The organism is Chryseobacterium sp. UYP7 (assembly GCF_056279225.1).
Genome location: NZ_JBWBQW010000001.1, coordinates 369,936 through 393,306 on the forward strand (window position 1 = coordinate 369,936; position 23,371 = coordinate 393,306).

The window sequence follows — 23,371 nt, forward strand, 5'->3', positions numbered from 1 at the left end:
TTTATTGTTTTTAAAGTTTACTCTGACAAACAAAATTACTTTTCGGAATAGTAGTTTCTTTAATTTTACCGAATCCACCTTCAATTTCGGTAAAGTTTCTAATTCCACGCGAATTCAAAATGCTGGATGCGATCATACTTCGATAACCGCCGGCACAATGCACAAAAAAGTGTTCTTCGTTATTCAGCGTTTTTATCCATTCATTAATGTCGGCAAGTGGTCGTCGGTAAGCATCATTTACATGTTCTGCTTCGTATTCTGATTCTTTTCTAACATCGATCACTTTCGAGTTTTTATTATACTGATCTGCAAATTCTTCCGCAGAGATCCTGTTCACTGTATCAACTTCTTTATCCGAATTTTTCCAGCTTTGAAATCCTCCGTCTAAAAAGCCGACCACGTGATCGAAGCCAACGCGGGAAAGTCTGGTAATCACCTCTTCTTCTGTTCCTAAATCGGCAACCAATAAAATCGGCTGTTGAACATCTACGATCATCGCGCCGACCCATGGTGCAAAATCACCTTTCAAACCAATGTTAATGGAGTTTGGAACATAACCTTTGTAGAAATCTTCAGCATTTCTTGTGTCTAAGATCAAGGCTCCGGTATTTTCTGCAACGGCTTCAAAATCGTTTACAGAAACCGGTTTATTTCCTTTCTCCATCACCTCATCAAAACTTGCAATACCCCCTTTGTTCATGGCCACGTTCATTCCAAAATATTGCGGTGGCGCGGAAAGTCCGTCCAAAACTTCTCTTACAAAAGATTCTTTGTTGGGCTGATTTAGAGCATAATTTGTTTTCTTTTGATTTCCTAAAGTATCTACCGTTTCCTTCTGCATATTTTTTCCACAGGCGGAACCGGCTCCGTGTGCGGGATAAACGGTAATTTCATCGGCAAGGGGCAAAATTTTGCTTTGTAAACTTTCATAAAGCAAACCTGCTAAGTCTTCCTGCGTCATGTGAGCAGATTTCTGAGCCAGATCCGGTCTTCCGACATCTCCCAAGAATAAAGTATCGCCAGAAAAAATTGCGGTTTCCTTACCATCTTCATCAATTAAAAGATAGGTGGAACTTTCCATGGTATGACCGGGCGTATGAAGGACTTTAATTTTGATCTTTCCTATTTCGAAGATCTGATTGTCTTTTGCAATAATGGCTTCGAACTCTGGATTTGCGGTAGGACCATAAACAATTTGAGCACCCGTTTTTTTGGACAGATCTACATGTCCGGACACAAAATCTGCGTGAAAGTGGGTCTCAAAAATATATTTGAGTTTCACCTCATCTTTTTCGAGCCGATCGATATACGGTTTTGTCTCCCGAAGCGGATCAATGATCGCCGCTTCGTTGCCGGAGAAGATATAATAAGCTCCCTGCGCAAGACATCCTGTATATATTTGTTCTATTTTCATTATTTGTGATTTAACAATTTTGTCAAATTTCGTGATTTAAAATTTCAAAAGGCCATTTCTCCTAGTTACTGAATCAATGAGATTGATAGGCATCAATTGAATTTATTTATATTCTTCTGCAATACCATCTTTACCAGACAGTTTACCGCCTTTCCCTTCCTGTGTCATTTCCCACATATAATTGTCATTAGTGAATATGGGATTTCCAGCATTGTTACTGGTTTTCGCGGAAAGCTTCTGCTCTTCTTCTCCATTTTTCTGAATTTTAACGGCAACCACGTCACCTTCTGCAAAGTAAGTGACGCTAATTTCTTCGCCTTTGTCATTCTTCATTTTCATCGGTTCCTGAACCTGACTTATTTCGGTCGGGGAAGTTTTGGTGACTTCCGGAGACTTAGACGAATCATTCTCAGTCTTGCTGCAGGAATTCAACACAAATAGAGCGAAAACTGCGATATATAAATTTTTCATAATTAAAATTGTTGTTTTAAAAATATTTCTTTAACGATTATAAATAAACCCATTCCCAGAACGAGCCACCCAAAAAGAGGTTTAAGTTTACGGCCATCCATTTCTTTGGCAATTCTGATTCCTATAAAAATTCCGATCACGGAAAGCGCACTAAACTTTAATAAAAATCCCCAATCCTGTTTTACCATTTGCATCGTGCTCAAAAAACCAATTATGGAGTTCATCGATATAATGAAAAGTGAAGTTGCAACCGCCTTCTTCATGTTTAAACCTAAAAGCATTACCAAAGCCGGAACGATCAAAAATCCACCGCCGGCTCCTATTAATCCTGTTATAATTCCTACTAAAAGACCTTGGGAAATAAGGATCGTATAATTAATCTCGTCATCTTTTTTTAATCTTGGTCTTTCAATTTTTCTGATCATTTTGTAAGAAGCGATCAACATTAAAATCGAAAAAAGAAGAAGCAGAAACATATCTTTTGTAAATACGATTCCCCATCGGTTAATAATATAGTGCGGTAAATAAGGCACAACCAGTCTTCGGGAAAACAGAACTCCTAAAATGGAGGGAATCCCGAATATAAAAGCCGTTTTAAAATCGATTTGTTTCTGTCTGATAAATCCGGCTGAACCCACAACGCTCGTAACACCAACTACAAATAAAGACAGCGAAGTCGCCGTAACAGCATCAAAGCCAAAAATATACACGAAGATCGGCACGCTTAAAATACTTCCTCCACCGCCAATTAAGCCCATCACGAGACCAATAATTATTGCTGAAAAGTATCCTAATAATTCCATGAAAATATTTATGGCAAAATTAACCCTTTAAAAATAGAAACTATGTAACCAGAATCACACAAATGCATTAATCGCCGACTAATTGATGGACTGAATTTTAAAAGAATCATCGCCTACTTTTACTTTATCACCGGAAGTTTTACCTTTCATTTCTTCAAAAATCGGAGCCTTTTCCGAAAAGGACATTACTTCTTTTTCGTCAACTGTGAAAACAGGAACCGAAATACCCACAAACAGAAAGTTTTTATCGGTTTCTATCAAGCTGCCTTTCTCAATTTCCGTATGCGAAAGTTCTTTCTCTTTTTCCAGAAAACTGAGATTCTGCTCAGCCTCGGTCATCATTTTTTCGAAACGCAGTTGCATATCTTTTGCGACCGATTGATTAGAAAAATCTTCGGGTTGGTGCGTACTTTCTTCATCAATATCTGATGCGATTTTGTAGCGGTCTACTGATTGTTGCAAACTTTCGATCACTTTATTTTGCTCCTCAATAATTTTCGTGAGAATATCTATTCTGTTCATATTTATTTATTTTGATATCTAACAAATTTACTGAAAATTTACTTGAGTCTAAACTCCTGAAAGCTAACATTTCGCATAGAATCATTCTCACATTTACCAGTTAAAATTTAAATTGACATAGAAATTCCGTCCCGGTCTGGGAATTTTATTCCAGTCTGAATACGTCGTATAAAAACGATCGAAGAGATTTTCTACGCCAACTTTCGCCAGAATCCTGCTTTTGTTCACGTTGAAGAGATAACCCAAACCTGCATTCATAATAAAATAATCTGGTGTTGAAGATTCGCCGTAAATGGCCGCAAACTCTTTATGTCTTGTATTTCCTAGAAGAGATAAATCGGTGGAGAATTTATTTTTCTCAAACCGTAAAGAAGTTTGATAACTGAAAGGACTCATAAAAGGAAGATTTTTGTTTTCATTATCCTTCCCACGCGTATAAACTAATTGAGTAGTCCATTTTAAAGGTTTTGCTAATTGAAGTTCTGTGGATAAACTCACGTTGAAAACCGTTGCATAATCGAGTGCAGTGTAACCTTTAACGCCAGTCGCACCAATGGTCATCGGAACGAGATCATCTAATATTTTACCTACGATATAATCAGAAATATGGAAATAGGAGGACGAAATCTTCGCGTTGAATTTTTTCTTTTTGACCGCAATAAAAGCATTAGCTTCTAAGGAAGATTCATTTTTTAAATTGGGATTTCCGATGTAATCATATCTTTCGAAACTGTTGAATAAATAGAAACCATATCCTTCGTAAACTGAAGGCGCACGATCGCCGTAACCCAAACCGAAACCAGCCTGAACGGAATTTTTATTCCATTCATAGTTAGCAGCAAAACTTTTTAAGACTCTGGATTTTTCCGCTTTCATCTCTGGATAAAAGATCTGCAAACTGTTTAAACCAAATTCACTTTCTACTTTATTTTGATGATAGGTTGCAGAACCTGATATTTTCAGACTAGAATTCGGAGTCAGCTCAATCTGATCTTCTAAATAAATTGCCTGAGCGAGGGTTCTTACATCGGGCCAGGTCAGCATAAACATTACATTCTCGTTGATATCTTGCGGATACATCGTCATTTCTGCGCGGGATTTATTGTAAAATCCATTAATATTCAGTAGCAAGCGATGTTGATTAATCGCCGCTTTTAAATGAGAATAATAGCCGAAAGTTTTGCTCCAACCCGGCATATCCATATGAATAGGAATGTTGGGTCTTTTGGTATCGTCCATTCTGTGCATGATCGTGTTGAAATACACTTTCGTTTCCCAACTTTTAAGATAATTATTTTCCGGCAATAATTGAAATTTTAAAGAAGTAATTAATGCTTCAGCCAAAGAAACATCCATTGGTAACGCAGGATAACCAACATCATTGGCTTTGTCGTAAATAACCGAACCTTCTACTAATTTGTTTTCGCCCAGCTTCACTCCAGAAATTGCTGAAATATTGATTTTTCTAAACTGCGAAAAAGGAATTTCTACATGATCACCCGCTTTGTAATTATCGGCATCCCTGGACATAAAATTAACATCCGTATAAAATTTTTCCGTTTTAAAAGTAGTTCCAGCTCCGAAAATCTTTTGATTATTCACGGTTTCAAACCCGCTGTTTATATTGAAGTTCCAATTTCGTTCTCCAAATAGTGCTTTGTTTCTTTTTAAATCAATCGCGCCACCGATCGTACTTCCGTGGCAGGAACCTTCCTGACCCGAAGTAATGGTGGCCTCTTTAAGATTAGAAACTTCGACATAAGAAGTAATTGGATCCATCTTGTCGGTACAGGCGCCAAAAATTCGCATCCCGTCGATCGTGACCAAAGTTCTTTCGGTAGGTAAACCATTAATGAGCGGTTCCCAGGCGTAAGCGCCCCGTTTTATCATATCGACTTTCGCAGATTTTTGCAGATATTCATCAATAGAACCCAACGGTTTGTCTTCTTTGGGTGAAATTTTAGCCGTTCCGATTACAATAACTTCCTGAATATGCTGGAATTTCGTGGTATCAACTGAACTTATCTGAGCATAATTTTTTACAGAGATAAGAACGAGGAAACCTAGAAAAATGATTCGTTTCATTTTAAATATTTTTTGAGATTGGATGCTCCTTTTCAACCTTTAAAACTGAAAGAAAAGCATCTGAAAAGAATAAGAAGCTAACTTCTTAAAAAAAGTTAGCTTAAGTATTGGTTTGAGATGATCAGAAATCGATTTCGAAAAACAAACTGCTTGCAAGATTAGTTTCTGTAACGGTTTCCCCACCTACAACAATGCCATCCGGTTTTGCGATCTGAAGATTAATTTTCCAGTAACCGGTCATCGTAAGAGCCAGTTTTCCGGTGTATAATTTTCCGGCAGCTGCTTGTTTCGCATCTGTATTATTTGGCGAACTGTGATTTCCCATTCCAGGCATTCTTGGATCAACTTTTACGGTGTAACCATCAACGACAGAAAAATTCATCATATCATCCATTTTCCACAACCCTAAAACCATATCATTAATGGCAACTTTCGGCGCTTTCGGCTCAATGTAAGCCACGACATATTTAACATTATCGGTTCCGAGAAAAGAATTGACAGTTTTTTTATTTTCAACGGGAACATTTATAAGACTTGTAGCAGTGTAATTAGTCCCACCGATCGCATAATCGATTTTTAGATCCCAATATTCATCGGAATTTCCGGGCATCTGAAATACGATGTATCCTGAGTAAAGCGTTCCGTCTGTTCCCACTTTTTCTATTGATGATCTCGGACAGGAATGCGACATCATTGTCATGTGCATGAGCGGAGTCCAGGATATATTTGCGTTACGTTCATATTGATTCGTCGCTTTATTTTTGATCCTTAACTTCAGATCATTGTATCCTAAATTAATAGTTCCTGATTTAGAAAAGAGCTCAATCACGTGCGTATCGTTTGTAATTTCTTTAATTTTTTTGAGTCCTTCTAGTTCCGTATTCGGATTGATTGGGATCTTTGGTTCGTCGGAATCTGAAGTTCTGCATGATATGATCAGGAACGCCATTGCCAGAACGGCAACTATAGTTTTGAATGAAAATTTCATTGTTTTTGTTTTAAATTATAATTTGAAAGTTGTTCTTCATCTTTGAGAAAAGACAAAGTTTATTGCTTCCATTTCATTAAAGAAAAAGAAGAAATGATTTTAAAGAATCAAATTAAACTCGGGGCGGATGTGGTAGAATATCCAGAAAAACTTCCGAAATATCATGATTCCGAAAATAAAAATCCGCAGCAGCAAAAATCAGAGTTTCTTCTTTCCTAAAAGAAAAATCTGCAGTTTTAGAAGGTAAAATATTGAACTCAAAAGAATACTTCACCAGATTAAATGGGTTTGAAGTTTTTTCACTTTCTTTTTGCATCTGGCATTTCCCGTGACAATCCATTTCTGGCTTGGCTTTATTGATGCAATGGATCTCGTAAAAATTTCGGTTAATCTCATAATCAATCATAAAAAGCGAGTTTTGAAAACTTGCTGTAAAAATTATAGCGGATAATATGATTGAAAAGATGGCTCTCATTTATCATTCAAAATTAAGACAATTTTGTCTTCATTGAAAATGACATTCATCAGCAATTCAGCAAAAAATTTTTAGCCGTCAATTAGAAATGTGGCAATATTTTTTACCTTTAACCTTTCAAATATTTTATAAAATGGCAGATAAAGCGAAATTCATTAAGGAACTTTCTACGAGATATACGCCAAAAGGGGATTTTATTACGTTAGGAAAAGCAATGTTAGATGGCGAAGTAGTGACAGAAGTAGATGTGACCATTCCATTGAAAACCATTAACCGCCACGGTTTAATTGCCGGAGCAACAGGAACCGGAAAAACCAAGACGCTGCAGGTGTTTGCTGAGCAGTTATCGCACAAAGGCATTCCTTCCCTCGTTTTAGATATTAAAGGTGATTTTTCTGGAATTGCAGAACCGGGCGTAGAAAATTCTATTATCACCGAGCGTTATGGCAAAACAAAATTGCCATATCAACCTCAACCTTTCCCGGTGGAATTGATGACGATCTCCGGAGAAAAAGGCGTAAAGTTGCGGGCGACTGTTACCGAATTCGGTCCGCTTTTGCTGTCTAAAATTTTAGATTTAAACGATACCCAGCAAAGCATTATGTCCATCGTTTTTAAATATTGCGATGATAAAGGTTTACCGCTCATCGATCTTGAAGATTTGAAAAAAGTCCTGCAATACGTAACCGATAACGCACAGGGAAAAGCAGATTTGTCTAATAATTACGGTTCGATTTCACCAGCGTCTTTAGGCGCAATTCTTCGCTCAATTGTCGCTTTAGAACAGCAGGGTGCAGCGTCGTTCTTTGGTGAACCAAGTTTTGATGTGAAAGATCTATTGATGCAGAGAGACGGAAAAGGAGTCGTAAATATTCTGCGCGTTGCAGATATTCAAAGCAAACCTCAATTATTTTCAACGTTTATGCTTTCTCTTTTTGCGGAAATTTATATGACTTTTCCGGAAGAAGGAGATTCCGGGAAACCGAAATTGGTGTTGTTCATCGACGAAGCCCATTTAATTTTTAATGAGGCCAGCAAAACTTTACTAAATCAGATCGAAACAATGGTGAAACTGATCCGTTCCAAAGGAGTCGGTATTTATTTTGTCACTCAGATTCCGGGCGATGTTCCCGAAAATGTTTTGTCTCAGTTAGGCTTGAAAGTTCAGCACGCACTTCGTGGATTTACGGCGAAAGACCGAAAAGAAATTTCAAAAGCGGTAGAAAATTATCCAATTACCGAATATTATAAAGCCAACGAATTGATCCAGAATCTGGGAATTGGCGAAGCGTTTATTACGGCGTTAGACGAAAAAGGAATTCCGACTCCTTTAGTTCATACCTTTTTAATTTCTCCAGAATCCAGAATGGATGTTTTGAATGATGCCGAAGTTGCGGATCTAACGAGTCGTTCTGCACTGGTCGCGAAATATGAAGAACCAATGAACAAAGATTCTGCCTACGAAATGCTCACAAGCAGAATGGAACAGGCGGTACAAAATGCAGCTCCAACGGTAAAAGCCAGAACTGTAAAAGAAGAACCCGGTGTTTTTGAATCGGTAATGAAATCAAAAGCCGGAAGAACGTTTACAACAACGCTGGCGAGAGAAGGTGCAAAATTTGTATTAGGAATGTTCGGTCTGGGTGGCAGAAAATAATAATTTTTCTAAAGATGCAGGTTGATTAATGACAGAACAAGAAAAAATGTATTCAGTAATTGATATAGAAAGTAACGGCGCCGGTTTCAGGAAGGAAAGTATTATTGAAATTGCGATTTATAAATACGATGGTCACGAAATTGTCGACCAATTCATTACGTTGGTGAACCCCGAAAGTGACATCACTCCCTTTGTGCAGCGACTTACCAACATATCTCCGAAAATGGTGAAGGGCGCCCCGAAATTTCCAGAAATTGCAAAAAGAGTTGTAGAAATGACCAACAGTACCACTTTAGTCGGTCATAATATTGAATTTGATTACCGTATGCTTCGTCAGGAATTTAAAAGACTGGGTTATGAATTCAAGATCAATACGATAGACACGATCCCTTTAGCCAAAAAACTGATCCCGGAAGCGGAAAGTTATTCCTTGGGTAAACTCGTAAAATCTTTGGGCATTCCTTTAGTAGATCAGCACCGTGCTTCTGGCGATGCCCGAGCAACTTTAGAACTTTTTAAATTATTAATGATTAAGGATAAAGATTCCGAGATCATTCAACAGCATCACGAGGAGATCAATTCTAAAACCTATCTGAATAAAGTGAAGCAGCTGACTCAGGATCTGCCCTTTGAAAGGGGAATTATCTACTTTCAAAATGCAGCCGGTAAAATAATTTTCTTTGATTTTGTAGATGATTTGAGTAAGTTTTCGAAAATACTTTTCAATTCTAAATCCAAAAAATGGAAGCAGATTCAGGATGATGTAGAACAAATTCATTATGACCTGACCGGAAATGATATTTTGGCAAAACTCATTATGAAAACAAAGGGCGTTCATAAACGTGATCACCTTCAGTTCGGCTTGTATCATACGAACGGGAAGTATTTTGCAGATAAAATTTCCAACCAAAAAGACGATAAAGCACTTCTTAAATTCAAATCCTTTACACAGGGATTAAAGGCTATAAGCTTCATCAACGCTCAAAAAAAGTACGCTGATGTTGAAGAGTTGAAAAAGACGATCGACCTGAAGGACCGCAATGAACTTTGGCTTTCTGAGGGAAGAAGTCTGGGGGAAAAATCATTTTTGATCTTTGAAAAAGGACATTTAACTGCATTTGGTTTTTACGATCTTCACACTCAAATAAATACCATTTCTAAACTTTCAAAATTGAAAATTGACATAGATTCAGTTCCGCAAGATTTGCAAAACGATTTAAAGTTAGCACTTTTGAGAGAAGATTTTGAAATCATTTCTTCGCCATCAAAATAAGTATTGCCGATTTAAATAAAATAAATTATTTTTGAAAAAAATTTCGAAGACCGATACAATATGACCGCTCTTACATCAATAAAACAAATTACTGCTAAAGGGAAAAAGTTTTTCTCTAAGGTAATTTTTGTGGATTAAGAGCTGTAATTTTAGATAACCAAATATCAAGCACGCTCATTTCGAGCGTGCTTTTTTTAATTTTAAATAATAATAAAATGACCAATAAAGATCTGCTAAAAATCGCCGACCAGTTCGGAACTCCAACCTATGTTTACAATGCTGAATCTATCAAAATGCAGTATGAAAAACTAACTTCTTCCTTCCATAAAAGTACGCGCTTTTTCTATGCTTGCAAGGCACTTTCCAACATCAATATTTTAAAATATGTAAACCGTTTGGGTGGAAGTTTAGACTGTGTTTCTATTAACGAAGTCAAATTGGGTTTGAAGGCAGGTTTTGAGCCAAAAAGGATTCTTTTTACTCCAAACTGCGTTGATCTGGCGGAAATTGAAGAAGCAATGTCTTTGAAAGTTCATATCAACATCGATAATATTTCGATCTTAGAACAGTTCGGAAATAAATACGGTCATTCTTATCCGATTTTCGTAAGAATTAATCCACACATTTATGCGGGCGGAAATCACAAAATTTCTACAGGGCATATCGATTCCAAATTCGGGATTTCAATTCACCAGATGCGACATATCGAACGCGTAATGAAAACTACAGATCTTAATGTTGAAGGGTTGCACATGCACACCGGAAGCGAAATAAAAGATCCCGACGTTTTTCTGCAGGGTTTAGAAATTATGTTTGATCTGGCAGAACATTTCCCGAACTTAAAATATCTGGATATGGGAAGCGGCTTCAAAGTTCCTTATCAGGATGGCGATTTAGAAACCGATGTAAAAGTTCTCGGTAAAAAAGTAGAGAAAGCGGTCGCGGAATTTTCGGAATCTTCGGGTAAAAAATTTGAACTTTGGTTTGAGCCTGGTAAATTTTTGGTGAGTGGAAGTGGTCACTTTCTCGTAAAAACAAATGTCATTAAACAAACAACGGCTACAACTTTTGCCGGGATCAATTCGGGCTTCAATCATTTGATTCGTCCTATGTTTTACGATTCTTATCACATTATCGAAAATCTTTCTAACCCTAAAGGAAATGAACGAATTTATACTGTAGTTGGAAACATCTGCGAAACAGACACTTTTGCCTGGGATAGAAAAATAAATGAAGTTCGCGAAGGTGATATTTTAGTCTTTAGAAATGCCGGAGCTTATGGTTTCGAAATGAGCTCTAACTTTAATTCGAGATTAAAACCTGCAGAAGTTTTATTTCTGGATGGTAAAGCGCATTTGATCAGAACGCGGGATGAGTTCGAAGATCTGCTCAGAAACCAGATTGAAGTGTTGTAAATTTTAAGGACTAAAGATGATTTATACCATTTGATCGGGATTGAAAAATTAGAAACTTTAATCAAAATTCAATTCAATGAATTGCTTCAGCTGGAACTGGAGTTGCGTAAGATGAATTCACAATGGATTTCTGCAAGTTGTAACGGTGAATCTATATTTCCCAGATTGCGGCAGAAAGTTAATTCTACAACGAAAATTTTGACCTTTAAAAAAATTAAACTTTGTAATGATTACAAAGTTTTTTTTATATTTAATAAAAATAATATAAGTGCTGTACATTAGCGAATTCATGGTCATCCCATCCGACAAAGATTCAAAATGCCGCCTAGTTTCAGTGCAGAATAATTCCTAATTTTCTTCCTTATGAAAAAAATATATTTTCTATTTATAATTGTTCCCTTCTTCGTTTCTGCTCAAATTCTGGAACATTTTCCGCGCTATCAAGTTCCTTACGTTGGCGGATACGAAGCCTATTATAAAGATTTTCATGACATCATCACGGCAAAAAAATTAAAGTCGTGCTCAGAAAAAGCGGAATTTTACCAGCTTAAATTACTCATTAATAAAGACAGTTCTGTGAGTTTTATCAAGGATCATAACGACCATAATATTGCCAAAAACAAATGTGCCTACGATCTTGCGCGAGAAGTTGCGCAATATCAAAAAAACTGGAATCCGGCATTGGTCGATGGAACTCCGGTTGATGCAGTTGCTGAGTTCAGCGTGTTTCCAGCTGATTTATTTGAAAATTATACGGAAGGTTATACTCCAAACTTTACCTCTCCAATATATGGCGATTATAAGGGAAATGGCGCAGAAGAATTTAGAAAAGGTATCATCAACAGGATCGATGTAAGACGATTTAGCTGGAATGATAAATTTAGTGTGATCGTCGATTTTATCATTACTAAGGAATCCAAAATTGAAAACTTTGTTGTTATCAAATCATCATCCATGGTGCAATTCGACAATCAGATCGTCGCCGGAATTAAAAGCACAAAAAAAAGGTGGAAAGCCGCAACCATCAATGGAAAACCCGTAGATTACCGCTATCGATTAACCATTAATGCGATTACTGACCCTTTATAATTTTATAATATTTCAATTCTTTTCATCGCCTGCATTGATTTACCGCATCCTCCAAAAAAAAGATTTCTCAAATAATTTGAGCTCAATTCTCTCTGCCATTCTGTCATAGAATTTGTATCTTTGCACCTCAACTTTTCAAAGTTTAACGATCATTGCTGAAAAGCTCGATTTTAATCTTGAAATTTAAATCGAATTCCGTGCAAGAAAAATATATAGACGAGACCAAACAGGGCGAAGCTTTCGCCATCGCAGAAAAACCAGCTAATTCTAAGAAACTTTTCTTAGAAAGTTATGGTTGTCAAATGAACTTTTCAGATTCCGAGATTGTTGCTTCAATTTTAAATGAGCAAGGTTATAACACAACCACGAAGCCCGAAGAAGCAGATCTGATTCTGCTCAATACCTGTTCAATCCGGGAAAAAGCCGAACAAACGGTGAGAATGCGACTTTCTCAATTTAAAAATTTAAAGAAAGAAAAACCGAATCTTACGGTTGGCGTTTTGGGCTGTATGGCGGAACGTTTAAAAACTAAATTTTTAGAGGAAGAACAACTCGTCGATCTGGTTGTTGGTCCTGATGCCTACCGTGATCTACCCAATTTATTAAAAGAAACCGACGATGGACGAGATGCCATTAACGTTATACTTTCCAAAGAAGAAACGTATGCTGATATCAATCCGGTCCGTTTAGGCGGAAACGGTGTTACAGCTTTTGTTACCATTACTCGAGGTTGCGATAACATGTGTACTTTTTGCGTAGTTCCCTTTACTCGTGGCCGCGAAAGAAGCCGTGATCCGCATTCAATTATTCAGGAATGTATGAATTTGTGGGAAAGTGGATATAAAGAAATTACGCTTCTTGGCCAAAATGTTGATTCCTATCTTTGGTATGGCGGTGGACCAAAAAAAGATTTCAAAAATGCCACAGAAATGCAGCGGTTAACCGCGGTCACCTTTTCTCATCTTCTCGACATGGTTGCTTCGGCAGTTCCGCAAATGAGAATTCGTTTTTCTACGAATAATCCACATGAAATGACGGAAGAAGTTTTCCGCATGATCGCAAAACACGAAAATATTTGTAATTACGTGCATCTTCCTGTACAGAGCGGCAGCGACGCAATGTTGGTGAAAATGAACCGGCAACACACGCGACAGGAATATTTAGATCTAATAAAAAAAGGGAAAGAAATCGTTCCCGAAATTTCATTTTCCCAGGATATGATCATCGGATTCTGTGGCGAGACCGAAGAAGATCATCAGCAAACTTTAAGCTTAATGCGCGAAGTTGAATACGATTACGGCTACATGTTTTCCTATTCTGAAAGACCGGGAACTCCGGCTCATAAAAAAATGGAAGATGATATTCCGGCAGATGTTAAACAAAGAAGACTGGCGGAAGTGATCGCGCTACAAGGGGAACTTTCCCGCAAAAGAATGGTGGGTTATGTCGGTAGAAATCACGAAGTTCTAATTGAAGGAACCTCCAGAAAAAACGAAAACCAGTGGAAAGGACGTAATTCCCAAAATGCAGTTTGCGTTTTCGATAAATTAGAGGGCCAAAAATTAGGCGATATTGTGACTGTATTTGTTCACGGGAATACGCAGGGAACGCTTTTGGGGCAAACGGTTTAGGATTTATTTGGGCAGACATTTCCGCCTTCCACTCCAGCTTTTTTACACTGCGCTTCGCTTCGTATAAAAAGAGCACCGTTCAAGTCGGGCTGCAATTAAAGCGATAATCGAAAGTATTTTTTATAGAAAATTAGAATGATCAACTTTAAATCCATAAAATCTGAACTATTTCCAGCATATTTTCTGGAAACAAAAGATCGGTTTGGTGGTTTTAGTTTATTAAAAGACGCTCCAATATCAACGGCAAGTTTCAGCTTTTATACTTCTGTTTCTTCCGTTTTTTCGAGCAAGATCGAAGGTGAAGAAATCGATTTAGACAGTTACATCAAACATAAAAATTTCGGAATTGAATATCAGCCCGATTATACAAAGAAAATTGATGACCTTTATGCAGCTTACAGTTTCGCAAAAGAAAATAAACTGACCGAAAAAAAATTGCTTGAAGCTCATCAAATTTTGACGGAAAATATTTTAAAATCTCATCTGCAGGGAGTTTACCGCAATACCAAGATGTATGTTTTAACAACGGATGGACAAATTGAATATGTTGCAGCATCACCTTTCCTAGTTCAAAATGAAATGGAAGAGTTTTTCCGCGAACTCAATATTTTGCTTTCGGAAGATCTCGAAATTGACGAAGTGTTTTTTTATGCGTCACTGCTCCACTTAGCTTTCGTAAAAATTCATCCAATGAATGATGGCAACGGAAGACTGGCAAGACTTTTAGAGAAGTGGTTTATTGCAGAAAAACTAGGCGAAAAGGCCTGGTTTTTACAAAGTGAAAAAATGTATTATCAAAATCATCAGGATTATTATCAAAATATAAGAAAATTGGGCTTAGAATATGATACTTTGATCTGGAACAAATCACTTTCATTTTTGTTAATGCTCCCAAAAAGTTTAGAAAATATTTAAGTAAAAACACAGTGTACTCGCCGCCGTGTACCTTATACAAATTAAAAATGACAGACTTACAATCTATAAAAACGCGCTTTGGAATTATCGGGAATTATCCGGTGCTCAACCGTGCGCTGCTAAAAGCCATTCAAGTCGCGCCGACGGACATTTCTGTTTTGGTGATGGGCGAGAGTGGTGTGGGAAAAGAATTTATTCCGAAGATCATTCACGGCGAATCCCGCCGGAAACATCAACCTTACATCGTGGTAAACTGTGGGGCAATCCCCGAAGGAACGATAGATTCTGAACTTTTCGGACATGAAAAAGGTGCGTTCACAGGCGCAACTTCTACCCGAAAAGGCTATTTCGAAGTCGCAGATGGCGGAACTATATTTTTAGATGAAGTGGGCGAATTGCCTTTGCAAACTCAGGTTCGTTTACTTCGGGTTCTGGAAAGTGGAGAATTTTTTAAAGTAGGTTCTTCTCAAATTCAGAAAACCAACGTCCGCATCGTAGCAGCAACTAATGTAAATATGATGAATGCCATTAACGACGGCAGATTTCGCGAGGATTTATATTACCGTTTGAACACGGTGCAAATAGATATGCCTGCATTGCGCGAGAGAAAAGGAGACATTCATTTGCTTTTCCGAAAGTTCGCCATCGATTTTGCGGAAAAATACAGAATGCCCGAATTAGTTCTTACCCCAGATGCCGTGCATTATTTGGAAAACTATCCTTTTCCCGGAAATATTCGCCAGCTGAGAAACCTTGTCGAACAGGTGACGGTAGTTGAGCAGGAAAGAACCGTAAATTCTACTAAATTAGGAGAATATATTCCGATGCAAACGCAGCTTCCGGCTGTTGTTCAGAAAGGAAACGCCGTGTCTTCCAACGAATTTCATTCCGAAAGAGATATCATGTACAAGATCCTTTTCGATATGCGGAATGACCTTAATGATTTAAAATCCTTAACTTCAGAACTCATCAAAAATCGGGAAAACGGAGATTTAAGCAATCAGGAAAAAAATCTAATTAACCGCGTTTTTACTCCAGAAACCCAAAACCAGAAAGCCAACTCTTTGCTCTATTTCGAAAGCGGGAATCAAAATTCCGCGAACATCTCTAATTCAAATGAAGAATACGAAGATGTTGAAGATATTGAGATCGAGGAAACAAAACCGGATTCTCTTTCTCTTCAAAACAATGAAAGAGAACTGATTGTTAAAGCCTTAGACAAACACAAAGGCAGACGAAACAAGGCGGCAGATGAATTGGGGATTTCTCAAAGAACGCTTTACAGAAAGATCAAACAATATAATTTAGAGGACTAATGAAAAGATTTCATATTTTAGATGTAAGATTTAGGATTGAAAAGTTGCGCCTCTTTGCGCTCTTTGTCCTTGGCTCTTTTTCCCTGGCTCTTCTAACTTCTTGCTACAGTTTTACAGGTTCCTCTTTAAGCCCTGAAACCAAAACAATTCAGATCAGGGATTTTCCTAATAATTCGGCATTAATGAATCCCAATCTGGCGCAACAGTTTTCCACCGATATTCAAAATAGATTTCTGCAACGCACCACGTTGAAAGGATCTACAGAAACTCCGGATATTTTAATTGAAGGGGAAATTACGGATTATGTGATTTCGCCAACTACTATTTCGACTGCTGTAAATGCGCCTGGCGGAAATATTCAGGCAGCCCAGAACAAATTAACGATCACTGTAAAAGTGCATTACGAAAACAAGATTGAACCTGAAAAAAATTTCGACAGGAATTATTCCGACGAAGCTGTTTTTAGCAGTGATCTCGATATTAACACCATCGAAGCAACACAGGTGAAAGTGGTGAACGAAAGAATCATCAACAAAATTTTTAACGATATTGTAGCCAACTGGTAAAATGAACGCAAGAATTTTAGACTTAATAAAGAACCCGGAGATCATTCAAAATCAAGATTTAGCGCTGCTGAATTCTGAGATAAAAAAACATCCTTATTTACAGAATATCCGGGCGATACATTTATACGGAACTCACCTTTTTGATCCGGAGAATTATCAAAAAGAATTGTCGGTAACCGCAGCTTACACTACGGATAAGAAAATATTATATCAACTCATCAACAAGAAAACAGAAATTATCGAGACGGAGGAAATTCCAGTAATTTCTAATGAGGGGACTGTTTCAAATGATGAGGAAGAATCCATTCCAAACATTTTTAATGAAGTAGAATTTATTCCAAAACCAACTGTAAAACCTGTTTTTGTAGAAGGCGTTTTGAATAGAATTTTGTTTGAAGGGGAAGAAGATTTTCTGGAAAGAGAAACTGAAAACATTGATCTGGAATCTACCTTAGAATCTGGAACGATCGTTACCCGTAATTCACTAAAAGATGAGGTGAAAGCTTCAAAACCCTCGGAAAGTTCAGAAGAATCAAATTTCACTGAAGCAAAAGATGCGGAAACTTTTAGCCGCGAAATCGTCATCAACGAAGATAAAATTTCCGAAGAAGAGCCTGTTATTGAAGATCTTTCCGAAAAAAGTTTTCACGAAATTCCAGAATTTTTGCCTGAGGTTGAAATTGACAGTCCAAAAAGAGTGGATTTTCAAGAAGCGCAAGATGCAGAAACATTTACGCCAGAAAAAATCATCAAGGGAAATGAAATTTTAAAAGACGAGCCTTTGATTGAAGACCTTTCTGAAAAAAGTTTTCATGAAGTTGCAGAATTTTTGCCTGAGGTTAAAGCTGAAAATTCTGAAGCTGAAATTTTTATTGAATCGAAAGACGCAGAAAGCTTTAGTAAAGAAACTGTTATCAATGAATTGAAAATTGAAGAGGAAGAACCAAAGATCGATTCCTCTAAAATAAGTTTTCATGGACTTGAAGAATTTCTACCGGACGTTAAAATTACGCCAAACATTACTGAATCAACAAAATACGAAGCTCCAAAACCACAACCGAATAAACAGGAAACTGAAATGCAGCGCCTGATCGCTGAAGTAGAAGCTAAAGTAAAAGCTTCAAAAAAAGAAAAAGTTCAGGAAGTGGAACGTGTAGAGAATCACGATGTCAATTTCTCACAGACTCAAAATTTTTCGGTTGATCTTTTAAAAGAAATTATTCCTCCTGCCGAAAAACCTGTAGAAACAATTTCCGAGGAAAAAGAATTATCAGAAAAAACCCTTAAACCCGATGTACAAATTGAGAATAAACCTCAATTAAAAGAGGAAACTGTTAAACAAGATTCTGCTCCTCAAAACACCTCCTGGAAACCCATGCAGTTTTCTGGTAATACTCCGGATTCGCTTATTGATAAAAAACCTGAAACTAAAACAGAAGATAAGTCAATTTCTAACAGTAACGCTGCAGAGCATTTCGACCAGACTTCTGATCAGAAACAAAGCACAGAAAAAGCGGAAGAAAGACCGGTTTTCAATGCTTCTTTTTTCACCCAAAATGTATCAGCCATCGAATCTAAGAAAGGAGAAAAACCTGCCGTGAAAATTCAAAAAGTTGCCGAACTTGAAGCTATTGCCCCAGACAGCAATGTTCCAAATTTCATTAATACCTGGCAAAATTGGTTAAAAATTGAAAGAATAGAACCTGTTATTGAAGAAACTCCAGTTTCAAAAGTTGAGGTCAAAAATACAGTCATCGCAAAATTTATAGAGAAGGAACCACGGATCTCTAAATTGAAAGAGGAATCGGATTTCGTAGTAAAAGAAAAAGGTTCGAACATTTCACATTTGATGACGGAAACTTTAGCCAATCTTTATGTGGAACAGAAACTTTACGCCAAGGCGATCAAAGCCTATGAAACTTTAATAACAAAGCATCCTAAGAAAACTTCAATTTTCAAAGATAAAATTCAGGAAATTAAAGAACTTCGCAAAAATAATTAATTCAAAACGCTCTTTATTGAGCGTTTTTTTTATTCCAAATATCTGGTATCAACAGCTTCTACATCGATAACTTTCGAAGATTTGCCAGAATTAAAATTACGGAATTTTCGCCATATTTTTCGTCCTAAAATCAGCACCGTAATCATTAATATGACCGCTGCGATAAAAGCGATTATGGGCGCCGCCAATGCCAGAACCGACATGATTCCTGCTCCGGCAGTTTCGGTAGTAGCGACGATCGAATTACCGAATCCACCGGTAGTTGCCGTTGATGCAGCGCGCGTTCCGGCAAATCCAGAACTTATTGCGGCAGCCGTTCCTCCACCTGCAATTAAGGCTAACGCCCATTGTGGAAAAGTCCCAATATCAGCAAACTGACTCGCAAACATCACCGAGCCCGCAACAGTGGCCACCGGAATTGAGATCGTGTCTAGAAGATGATCCACAAATGGAATATAGTACGCCAGAATTTCGACGATCATTGCAATTCCTGTTGCGATTAGTGTAGGGAGACCCGACAACCACTGAAAACTTTCATTCATTGGAATCCAACCCATAAAAGAAGCTAAACTCACTACGAACATGGGCAGAAAAATTCTGAAACCTGTAGCTGCAGCAAGTCCAATTCCAATAAAAGCACTTATTGCGTAAGGTAAATAGGGAATTTGATCTAACATTCTTGTAATTATTTGATGATGAATTCAGTCAAATTTACAAAAAGTACGCAGATATTTTTAGTAAATTATTTTTTTGACTTACAGAGGGTGATGAAGTTTTCTTCCAGCGATTTGTAATCACTTGGTTTTTCGGCGGAAACCCAAAAGATCATGGATATTGAATTTGTTCCGAAATAGTCTGTAAACAAATCTCTGTTCAAGCGGTAAAGTTCACGAAGCAGTCTTTTGATCCTATTCCTGTCCGCGGCTTTTTTAAAAAACTTTTTCGAAACCGAAACGCCAAATCTTTGATTAGGAATGATAAAATCTTCTGAAGGTTTTTTATCTAAATCAACGGAAATGATGCGCAAATTCCCGCAGGTTTGCCATCTCCCCTTTCCGAAAAGAAAATCAATTTCTTTTTTCTGTTTGAGTTTTTCCCGTGTCGGATATTTTTGATTCAAAACTTCTTTGATTTTTTTGATAGCTATTTTTCCAATCTTAATTGAAAGCATTTTTTAATCGACTACTGTTTCCTTAGTAAGATAAGCGATTACTTCCGCAGCTGCGTAAAGTCCGAAAATTGCCGGAATATAACTGATCGTACCGTAGAAAGATCTCTTATAATTCGATCCATCGGTCATTTTTAAACTGCCTTCACTTTGAATTTCATTTGAAAATACACACCTAATTCCCTTATCTATTTTCTCTTTTTTTAGCCGTTTTCGCACCTGTTTCGCGAGAAAACAATTATACGTTTTGCTGATGTCGCGTACCATTACTTTCGCAGGATTTACTTTTCCGCCGGCGCCCATGCAACTAATCACCTTAACCCTCTTGCGCTTCGCCATTTTCAACAATTCAACCTTAGGCGAAACACTGTCGATGCAATCTAATATATAATCAAATTTTTGAGAATCAATAACTTCTGCCATTCTTTCGGGATTCAGAAATTCGTTGATCTTAATCAACTCCAGAGCTGGATTAATGTCCAGAAGTCTTTCTGCTACAAGCTCCACTTTCGATTGTCCAATGGTGGAGTGAAGTGCGGGAAGTTGCCGGTTAATATTCGTAATATCTACAGTATCGCCATCAACAATGGTCATTTTTCCGACTCCGGCTCTCCCTAAAAATTCTGCAGCAAAAGATCCAACGCCACCCAAACCAATAATGAGTAAATTGGCATTCTGAAGTTTTTCGAGGCCCTTCTCCTTGATAAGAAGTTCTGTACGTTCAAGCCAGTTTTTATCCATTTTAGATTGAAATTTTCAAATTTTGGAGGTTTTCTTTAATTTTCTGAGTTAAATCTGCAATTTCTATATTTTTTATTGAAGCGACTTTTTCATATAAATCTTCGATATTAAATTCCGCAGAGTCAGTTTCTAAAAACATTTTTTCCAGAGGAAATGATTTCAGAAAATCCTGCAAATTTACATTATACAAAACGGATTGTCCAAAACTTAAATAAAAATCATTTATTAACAAATCCTCGCCGATTGTTTTTCTTTTATTGAAACCGTGCACAATCATCGGAACTGTCGAAAGTTTTTGAAAATAATGTAGGCGAGAGAACCTTCGTACACAATGAATAATTACAGGTTTATTAATTTCATTTGCTAAATAAATCTGTCTTTCAAAAACTTCCTCCTGCAGTTTCTCCTCCACATCTATACGACCATCTAAACCGCATTCGCCTATTGCTAGGCACTTTTCGAGTTTTGAAATAGACTTCAACCACCTAAATTGTTCATCGATATCATCGGCAATAGAATCAGGATGAATTCCGGCAGAAAAAAAACTCTTAGGAATCTCTTCTTCAAATTTCAAATTGTAAATGCCGAATTCTTTGTTCCGGTGATGATGATGAAAATCGAAAAAATTCATACCCAAAAGTATCAAAAATTGAATACAGATGATTAAACATTTGTTTTAAATTGTGTTAAAATTTTCTTAACTTTACTAAAAATAACACGAATGAAGAAGAAATTTTCCGAAAAGCAAATCCATATTTTGGATGTCGCGGAGAAATTAATTGCGAAGAAGGGCTTTGAAGGAACTTCCATCCGTGATATTTCGACGAACGCCAATATTAATGTGGCGATGATTTCTTATTACTTCGGTTCCAAGGAGAAAATGATGTCTTATTTGTATCGTTACAGAGTCCAGAAAACCAGAGAAAGTTTTGCAGAATTTGCAGAAATAATAAAAGACGGTAAACCGGAGATGCAAATGAAAGAACTGGTAAAATACGTTGTAAATCAATTATTTAAATATAATTATTTTCATGGTTTTGTTACGCAGGAACTTCGTCATACCGAACATTTGAAGGATGATCTGCTGGAATTTTACACCACTTTCACAACCAAAATAGATGAAGTTATTAAGAAAGGCGTTGCTTCCGGAGTGTTCACCAATACGCCAAAGCCGGAAGATATTTTAACCGTAATCGTAGGTTCTTCTTTATTTGTGATCCGAAACAAGAATTTTTATGAATTGTACGTTTCGGGCAAAGAAGAAAATTATTTGCAGGAAGCTGAAAAGAAAATTCAAGCCAATCTTTTAGTGACGGTATTTTCTGTTATTGGTTACACCGCTTATTAAAATGGAATGAATCTTCATGTGAAAAACCGATTTCCTCTTAATTTATTAGTTAAATAATCATAAAAAAAAATCTATTGATAAAAAAGTTATATTTTTGCAAACTGAACCGCGGAAAATGATAGAAACTTATCTTTCTGCTATAATAGATTTATGAAAAAATATTTGATAGTAATTCTTGCATTTCTCCTCTTGTCTGCGTGTAACAGACAGCAAGATTTAGCAATGAAAAGTGCAGATAAAGATTATATCTTGAAAGTTGCCAACGAAAAATTCGAAAAGAAAAAGTGGAGCGACGCACTTGTCCTTTACGAACGACTTTCTAATCTGGTAGCAGGAACCGACGATGCTCCGAACGTAGTTTACAATTCTGCCTATGCTAATTATTACGACAAAAACTACAAGTTAGCCGGCCATCAATTTAAAAACTTTGCAGTGACTTTTCCACAAGATAAGCGGGCAGAAGATGCTTCGTACATGTCGGCATTATGTTTTTACGAAGGTTCTATGGATTACAACCTTGATCAAACCAATACAGAACTTGCAATTAACGAACTACAGAATTTTTTGAATACTTATCCGGATTCAGAAAAGTCTAAAAATATTAATGAGCTGATTGAAGAGTTGAGTTATAAACTAGAGTTTAAGGCCTACGAAAATTCAAAACAATACTATAAAATCGCCGACTATAAAGCTGCGAATGTTTCTTTTGAAAATGTTTTAAATGATTTTCCGAGTACGAAACTTCGTCCGAAAATTTATGATTATATCTTAAGATCCAGATATGAACTTGCTACAAATTCTGTTTACGAATTGAAAAAGGATAGGATCGAAAATGCAATATCTTTCACAAAACAAGTCGAAAGAGAAATGCCAGACACGGAAAATGCTAAAACAGCTCTTGATTTACGAAATAAACTTGCAAAAGAAAAAGCAGATTTTTTGATTCTTGAGAAAAAAGTAGAAGAGCGTAAAAAAGACCTTATGACGCTGCAGAAATCGGAAGAAGCGAAATTGAATGCGGAAAAAGATCAGAAGAGTGCCGAGCAAAACAGCGATCAGATCAGAAGAGACAGTGCAGCAATTGCAACGCCTCCACCTGCGGCGACTTTCCAAATCCAAAAATAACCCGTATATTTGCAAACTTATCAATATAATAATTCACTGAATATGAGCGTTAAAGATTCTAAAGCGGAATTAAGTACAATAACGTACGACAAAGATAAAATCGAAGAAAAAGTGGGTTCTATCTACGAAGCCATCGTAATTATGGGGAAAAGAGCGGAGCAGATCAATGCAGAAATTCGCACAGAACTTCATAATAAATTGGACGAATTTGCAGTGCATAATTCGACTTTGGAAGAAGTTTTCGAAAACAGAGAGCAGATCGAAATCTCAAAACATTACGAAAAACTTCCGAAACCAACTTCTATCGCTATCCAGGAATGGTTAGATGGAGAGATTTATTTTAGAAATACCGACGAAAGAAACTAGT

23 protein-coding genes are annotated in these 23,371 nt (G+C 37.0%); 12 read left to right on the forward strand and 11 right to left on the reverse strand.

The window, feature by feature from the left end:
- Positions 1–10 precede the first annotated feature (10 nt).
- From ACZ9HT_RS01745 to ACZ9HT_RS01775, 7 genes are all read right to left on the reverse strand, one after another.
- Positions 11–1,414, reverse strand: a complete 1,404-nt coding sequence (locus tag ACZ9HT_RS01745) for an MBL fold metallo-hydrolase (RefSeq protein ID WP_476038709.1) — start codon at positions 1,412–1,414, stop codon at positions 11–13.
- Between the two features lie 102 nt (positions 1,415–1,516).
- Entirely contained in the window at positions 1,517–1,885 is a 369-nt protein-coding gene (locus ACZ9HT_RS01750) for a hypothetical protein (protein WP_476038710.1), read from the reverse strand.
- 2 nt (positions 1,886–1,887) lie between these two features.
- Complete coding sequence (locus ACZ9HT_RS01755; RefSeq protein ID WP_476038711.1) at positions 1,888–2,688, reverse strand: sulfite exporter TauE/SafE family protein; 801 nt, start codon at positions 2,686–2,688, stop codon at positions 1,888–1,890.
- Between the two features lie 78 nt (positions 2,689–2,766).
- A complete protein-coding gene (locus ACZ9HT_RS01760) occupies positions 2,767–3,210 on the reverse strand; it encodes a hypothetical protein (RefSeq protein ID WP_476038712.1) in 444 nt (147 codons plus the stop codon).
- A gap of 93 nt (positions 3,211–3,303) precedes the next feature.
- A complete protein-coding gene (locus ACZ9HT_RS01765) occupies positions 3,304–5,295 on the reverse strand; it encodes a TonB-dependent receptor plug domain-containing protein (RefSeq protein ID WP_476038713.1) in 1,992 nt (663 codons plus the stop codon).
- 121 nt (positions 5,296–5,416) lie between these two features.
- Positions 5,417–6,283 carry a hypothetical protein gene (locus ACZ9HT_RS01770; RefSeq protein ID WP_476038714.1) on the reverse strand — a complete coding sequence of 289 codons (867 nt, stop codon included), beginning with the start codon at positions 6,281–6,283 and terminating at the stop codon, positions 5,417–5,419.
- 112 nt (positions 6,284–6,395) lie between these two features.
- The gene (locus ACZ9HT_RS01775; RefSeq protein WP_476038715.1) at positions 6,396–6,689 is read right to left on the reverse strand and encodes a hypothetical protein; all 294 of its coding nucleotides are present in this window, start codon (positions 6,687–6,689) and stop codon (positions 6,396–6,398) included.
- Between the two features lie 202 nt (positions 6,690–6,891).
- Between ACZ9HT_RS01775 and ACZ9HT_RS01780 the strand changes: the two genes are divergently transcribed.
- From ACZ9HT_RS01780 to ACZ9HT_RS01820, 9 genes are all read left to right on the forward strand, one after another.
- The gene (locus tag ACZ9HT_RS01780; protein ID WP_476038716.1) at positions 6,892–8,415 is read left to right on the forward strand and encodes a helicase HerA-like domain-containing protein; all 1,524 of its coding nucleotides are present in this window, start codon (positions 6,892–6,894) and stop codon (positions 8,413–8,415) included.
- A 46-nt stretch (positions 8,416–8,461) separates the two neighbouring features.
- Positions 8,462–9,688, forward strand: a complete 1,227-nt coding sequence (locus ACZ9HT_RS01785) for a 3'-5' exonuclease (protein WP_476038717.1) — start codon at positions 8,462–8,464, stop codon at positions 9,686–9,688.
- Positions 9,689–9,903: 215 nt separating this feature from the next.
- Positions 9,904–11,103, forward strand: coding sequence for a diaminopimelate decarboxylase (lysA, locus tag ACZ9HT_RS01790; RefSeq protein ID WP_476038718.1), 1,200 nt, complete (start codon positions 9,904–9,906; stop codon positions 11,101–11,103).
- A 363-nt stretch (positions 11,104–11,466) separates the two neighbouring features.
- Complete coding sequence (locus ACZ9HT_RS01795; RefSeq protein WP_476038719.1) at positions 11,467–12,192, forward strand: energy transducer TonB; 726 nt, start codon at positions 11,467–11,469, stop codon at positions 12,190–12,192.
- Positions 12,193–12,389: 197 nt separating this feature from the next.
- Positions 12,390–13,823, forward strand: coding sequence for a tRNA (N6-isopentenyl adenosine(37)-C2)-methylthiotransferase MiaB (gene miaB, locus ACZ9HT_RS01800; RefSeq protein WP_476038720.1), 1,434 nt, complete (start codon positions 12,390–12,392; stop codon positions 13,821–13,823).
- A 135-nt stretch (positions 13,824–13,958) separates the two neighbouring features.
- The gene (locus ACZ9HT_RS01805; RefSeq protein ID WP_476038721.1) at positions 13,959–14,738 is read left to right on the forward strand and encodes a Fic family protein; all 780 of its coding nucleotides are present in this window, start codon (positions 13,959–13,961) and stop codon (positions 14,736–14,738) included.
- A gap of 47 nt (positions 14,739–14,785) precedes the next feature.
- On the forward strand, positions 14,786–16,054 hold the full coding sequence (locus ACZ9HT_RS01810) for a sigma-54 interaction domain-containing protein (RefSeq protein ID WP_476038722.1): 1,269 nt from the start codon (positions 14,786–14,788) through the stop codon (positions 16,052–16,054).
- Positions 16,054–16,620, forward strand: a complete 567-nt coding sequence (gene lptE / locus ACZ9HT_RS01815; protein ID WP_476038723.1) for an LPS assembly lipoprotein LptE — start codon at positions 16,054–16,056, stop codon at positions 16,618–16,620. The genes ACZ9HT_RS01810 and lptE overlap by 1 nt, the downstream gene beginning before the upstream one ends.
- A gap of 1 nt (position 16,621) precedes the next feature.
- The gene (locus ACZ9HT_RS01820; RefSeq protein WP_476038724.1) at positions 16,622–18,622 is read left to right on the forward strand and encodes a hypothetical protein; all 2,001 of its coding nucleotides are present in this window, start codon (positions 16,622–16,624) and stop codon (positions 18,620–18,622) included.
- Between the two features lie 29 nt (positions 18,623–18,651).
- Here ACZ9HT_RS01820 and ACZ9HT_RS01825 read toward each other — a convergent pair whose 3' ends face one another.
- From ACZ9HT_RS01825 to ACZ9HT_RS01840, 4 genes are all read right to left on the reverse strand, one after another.
- Positions 18,652–19,299, reverse strand: coding sequence for a DUF4126 domain-containing protein (locus ACZ9HT_RS01825; protein WP_476038725.1), 648 nt, complete (start codon positions 19,297–19,299; stop codon positions 18,652–18,654).
- Between the two features lie 65 nt (positions 19,300–19,364).
- Positions 19,365–19,742 carry a ribonuclease P protein component gene (gene rnpA / locus ACZ9HT_RS01830; protein WP_476039195.1) on the reverse strand — a complete coding sequence of 126 codons (378 nt, stop codon included), beginning with the start codon at positions 19,740–19,742 and terminating at the stop codon, positions 19,365–19,367.
- A gap of 54 nt (positions 19,743–19,796) precedes the next feature.
- Positions 19,797–20,531, reverse strand: a complete 735-nt coding sequence (locus ACZ9HT_RS01835; RefSeq protein ID WP_476038726.1) for a tRNA threonylcarbamoyladenosine dehydratase — start codon at positions 20,529–20,531, stop codon at positions 19,797–19,799.
- A 1-nt stretch (position 20,532) separates the two neighbouring features.
- A complete protein-coding gene (locus ACZ9HT_RS01840; RefSeq protein ID WP_476038727.1) occupies positions 20,533–21,162 on the reverse strand; it encodes a TatD family hydrolase in 630 nt (209 codons plus the stop codon).
- A gap of 90 nt (positions 21,163–21,252) precedes the next feature.
- Between ACZ9HT_RS01840 and ACZ9HT_RS01845 the strand changes: the two genes are divergently transcribed.
- The 3 genes from ACZ9HT_RS01845 (at position 21,253) to ACZ9HT_RS01855 (ending at position 23,370) form a co-directional block, all read left to right on the forward strand.
- Entirely contained in the window at positions 21,253–21,879 is a 627-nt protein-coding gene (locus ACZ9HT_RS01845; protein WP_476038728.1) for a TetR/AcrR family transcriptional regulator, read from the forward strand.
- Positions 21,880–22,029: 150 nt separating this feature from the next.
- The gene (locus ACZ9HT_RS01850) at positions 22,030–23,004 is read left to right on the forward strand and encodes an outer membrane protein assembly factor BamD (RefSeq protein ID WP_476038729.1); all 975 of its coding nucleotides are present in this window, start codon (positions 22,030–22,032) and stop codon (positions 23,002–23,004) included.
- Between the two features lie 42 nt (positions 23,005–23,046).
- Positions 23,047–23,370 (forward strand): DNA-directed RNA polymerase subunit omega, encoded by a 324-nt coding sequence (locus ACZ9HT_RS01855; RefSeq protein WP_476038730.1) that lies wholly within the window; start codon positions 23,047–23,049, stop codon positions 23,368–23,370.
- Position 23,371: the final 1 nt, after the last annotated feature.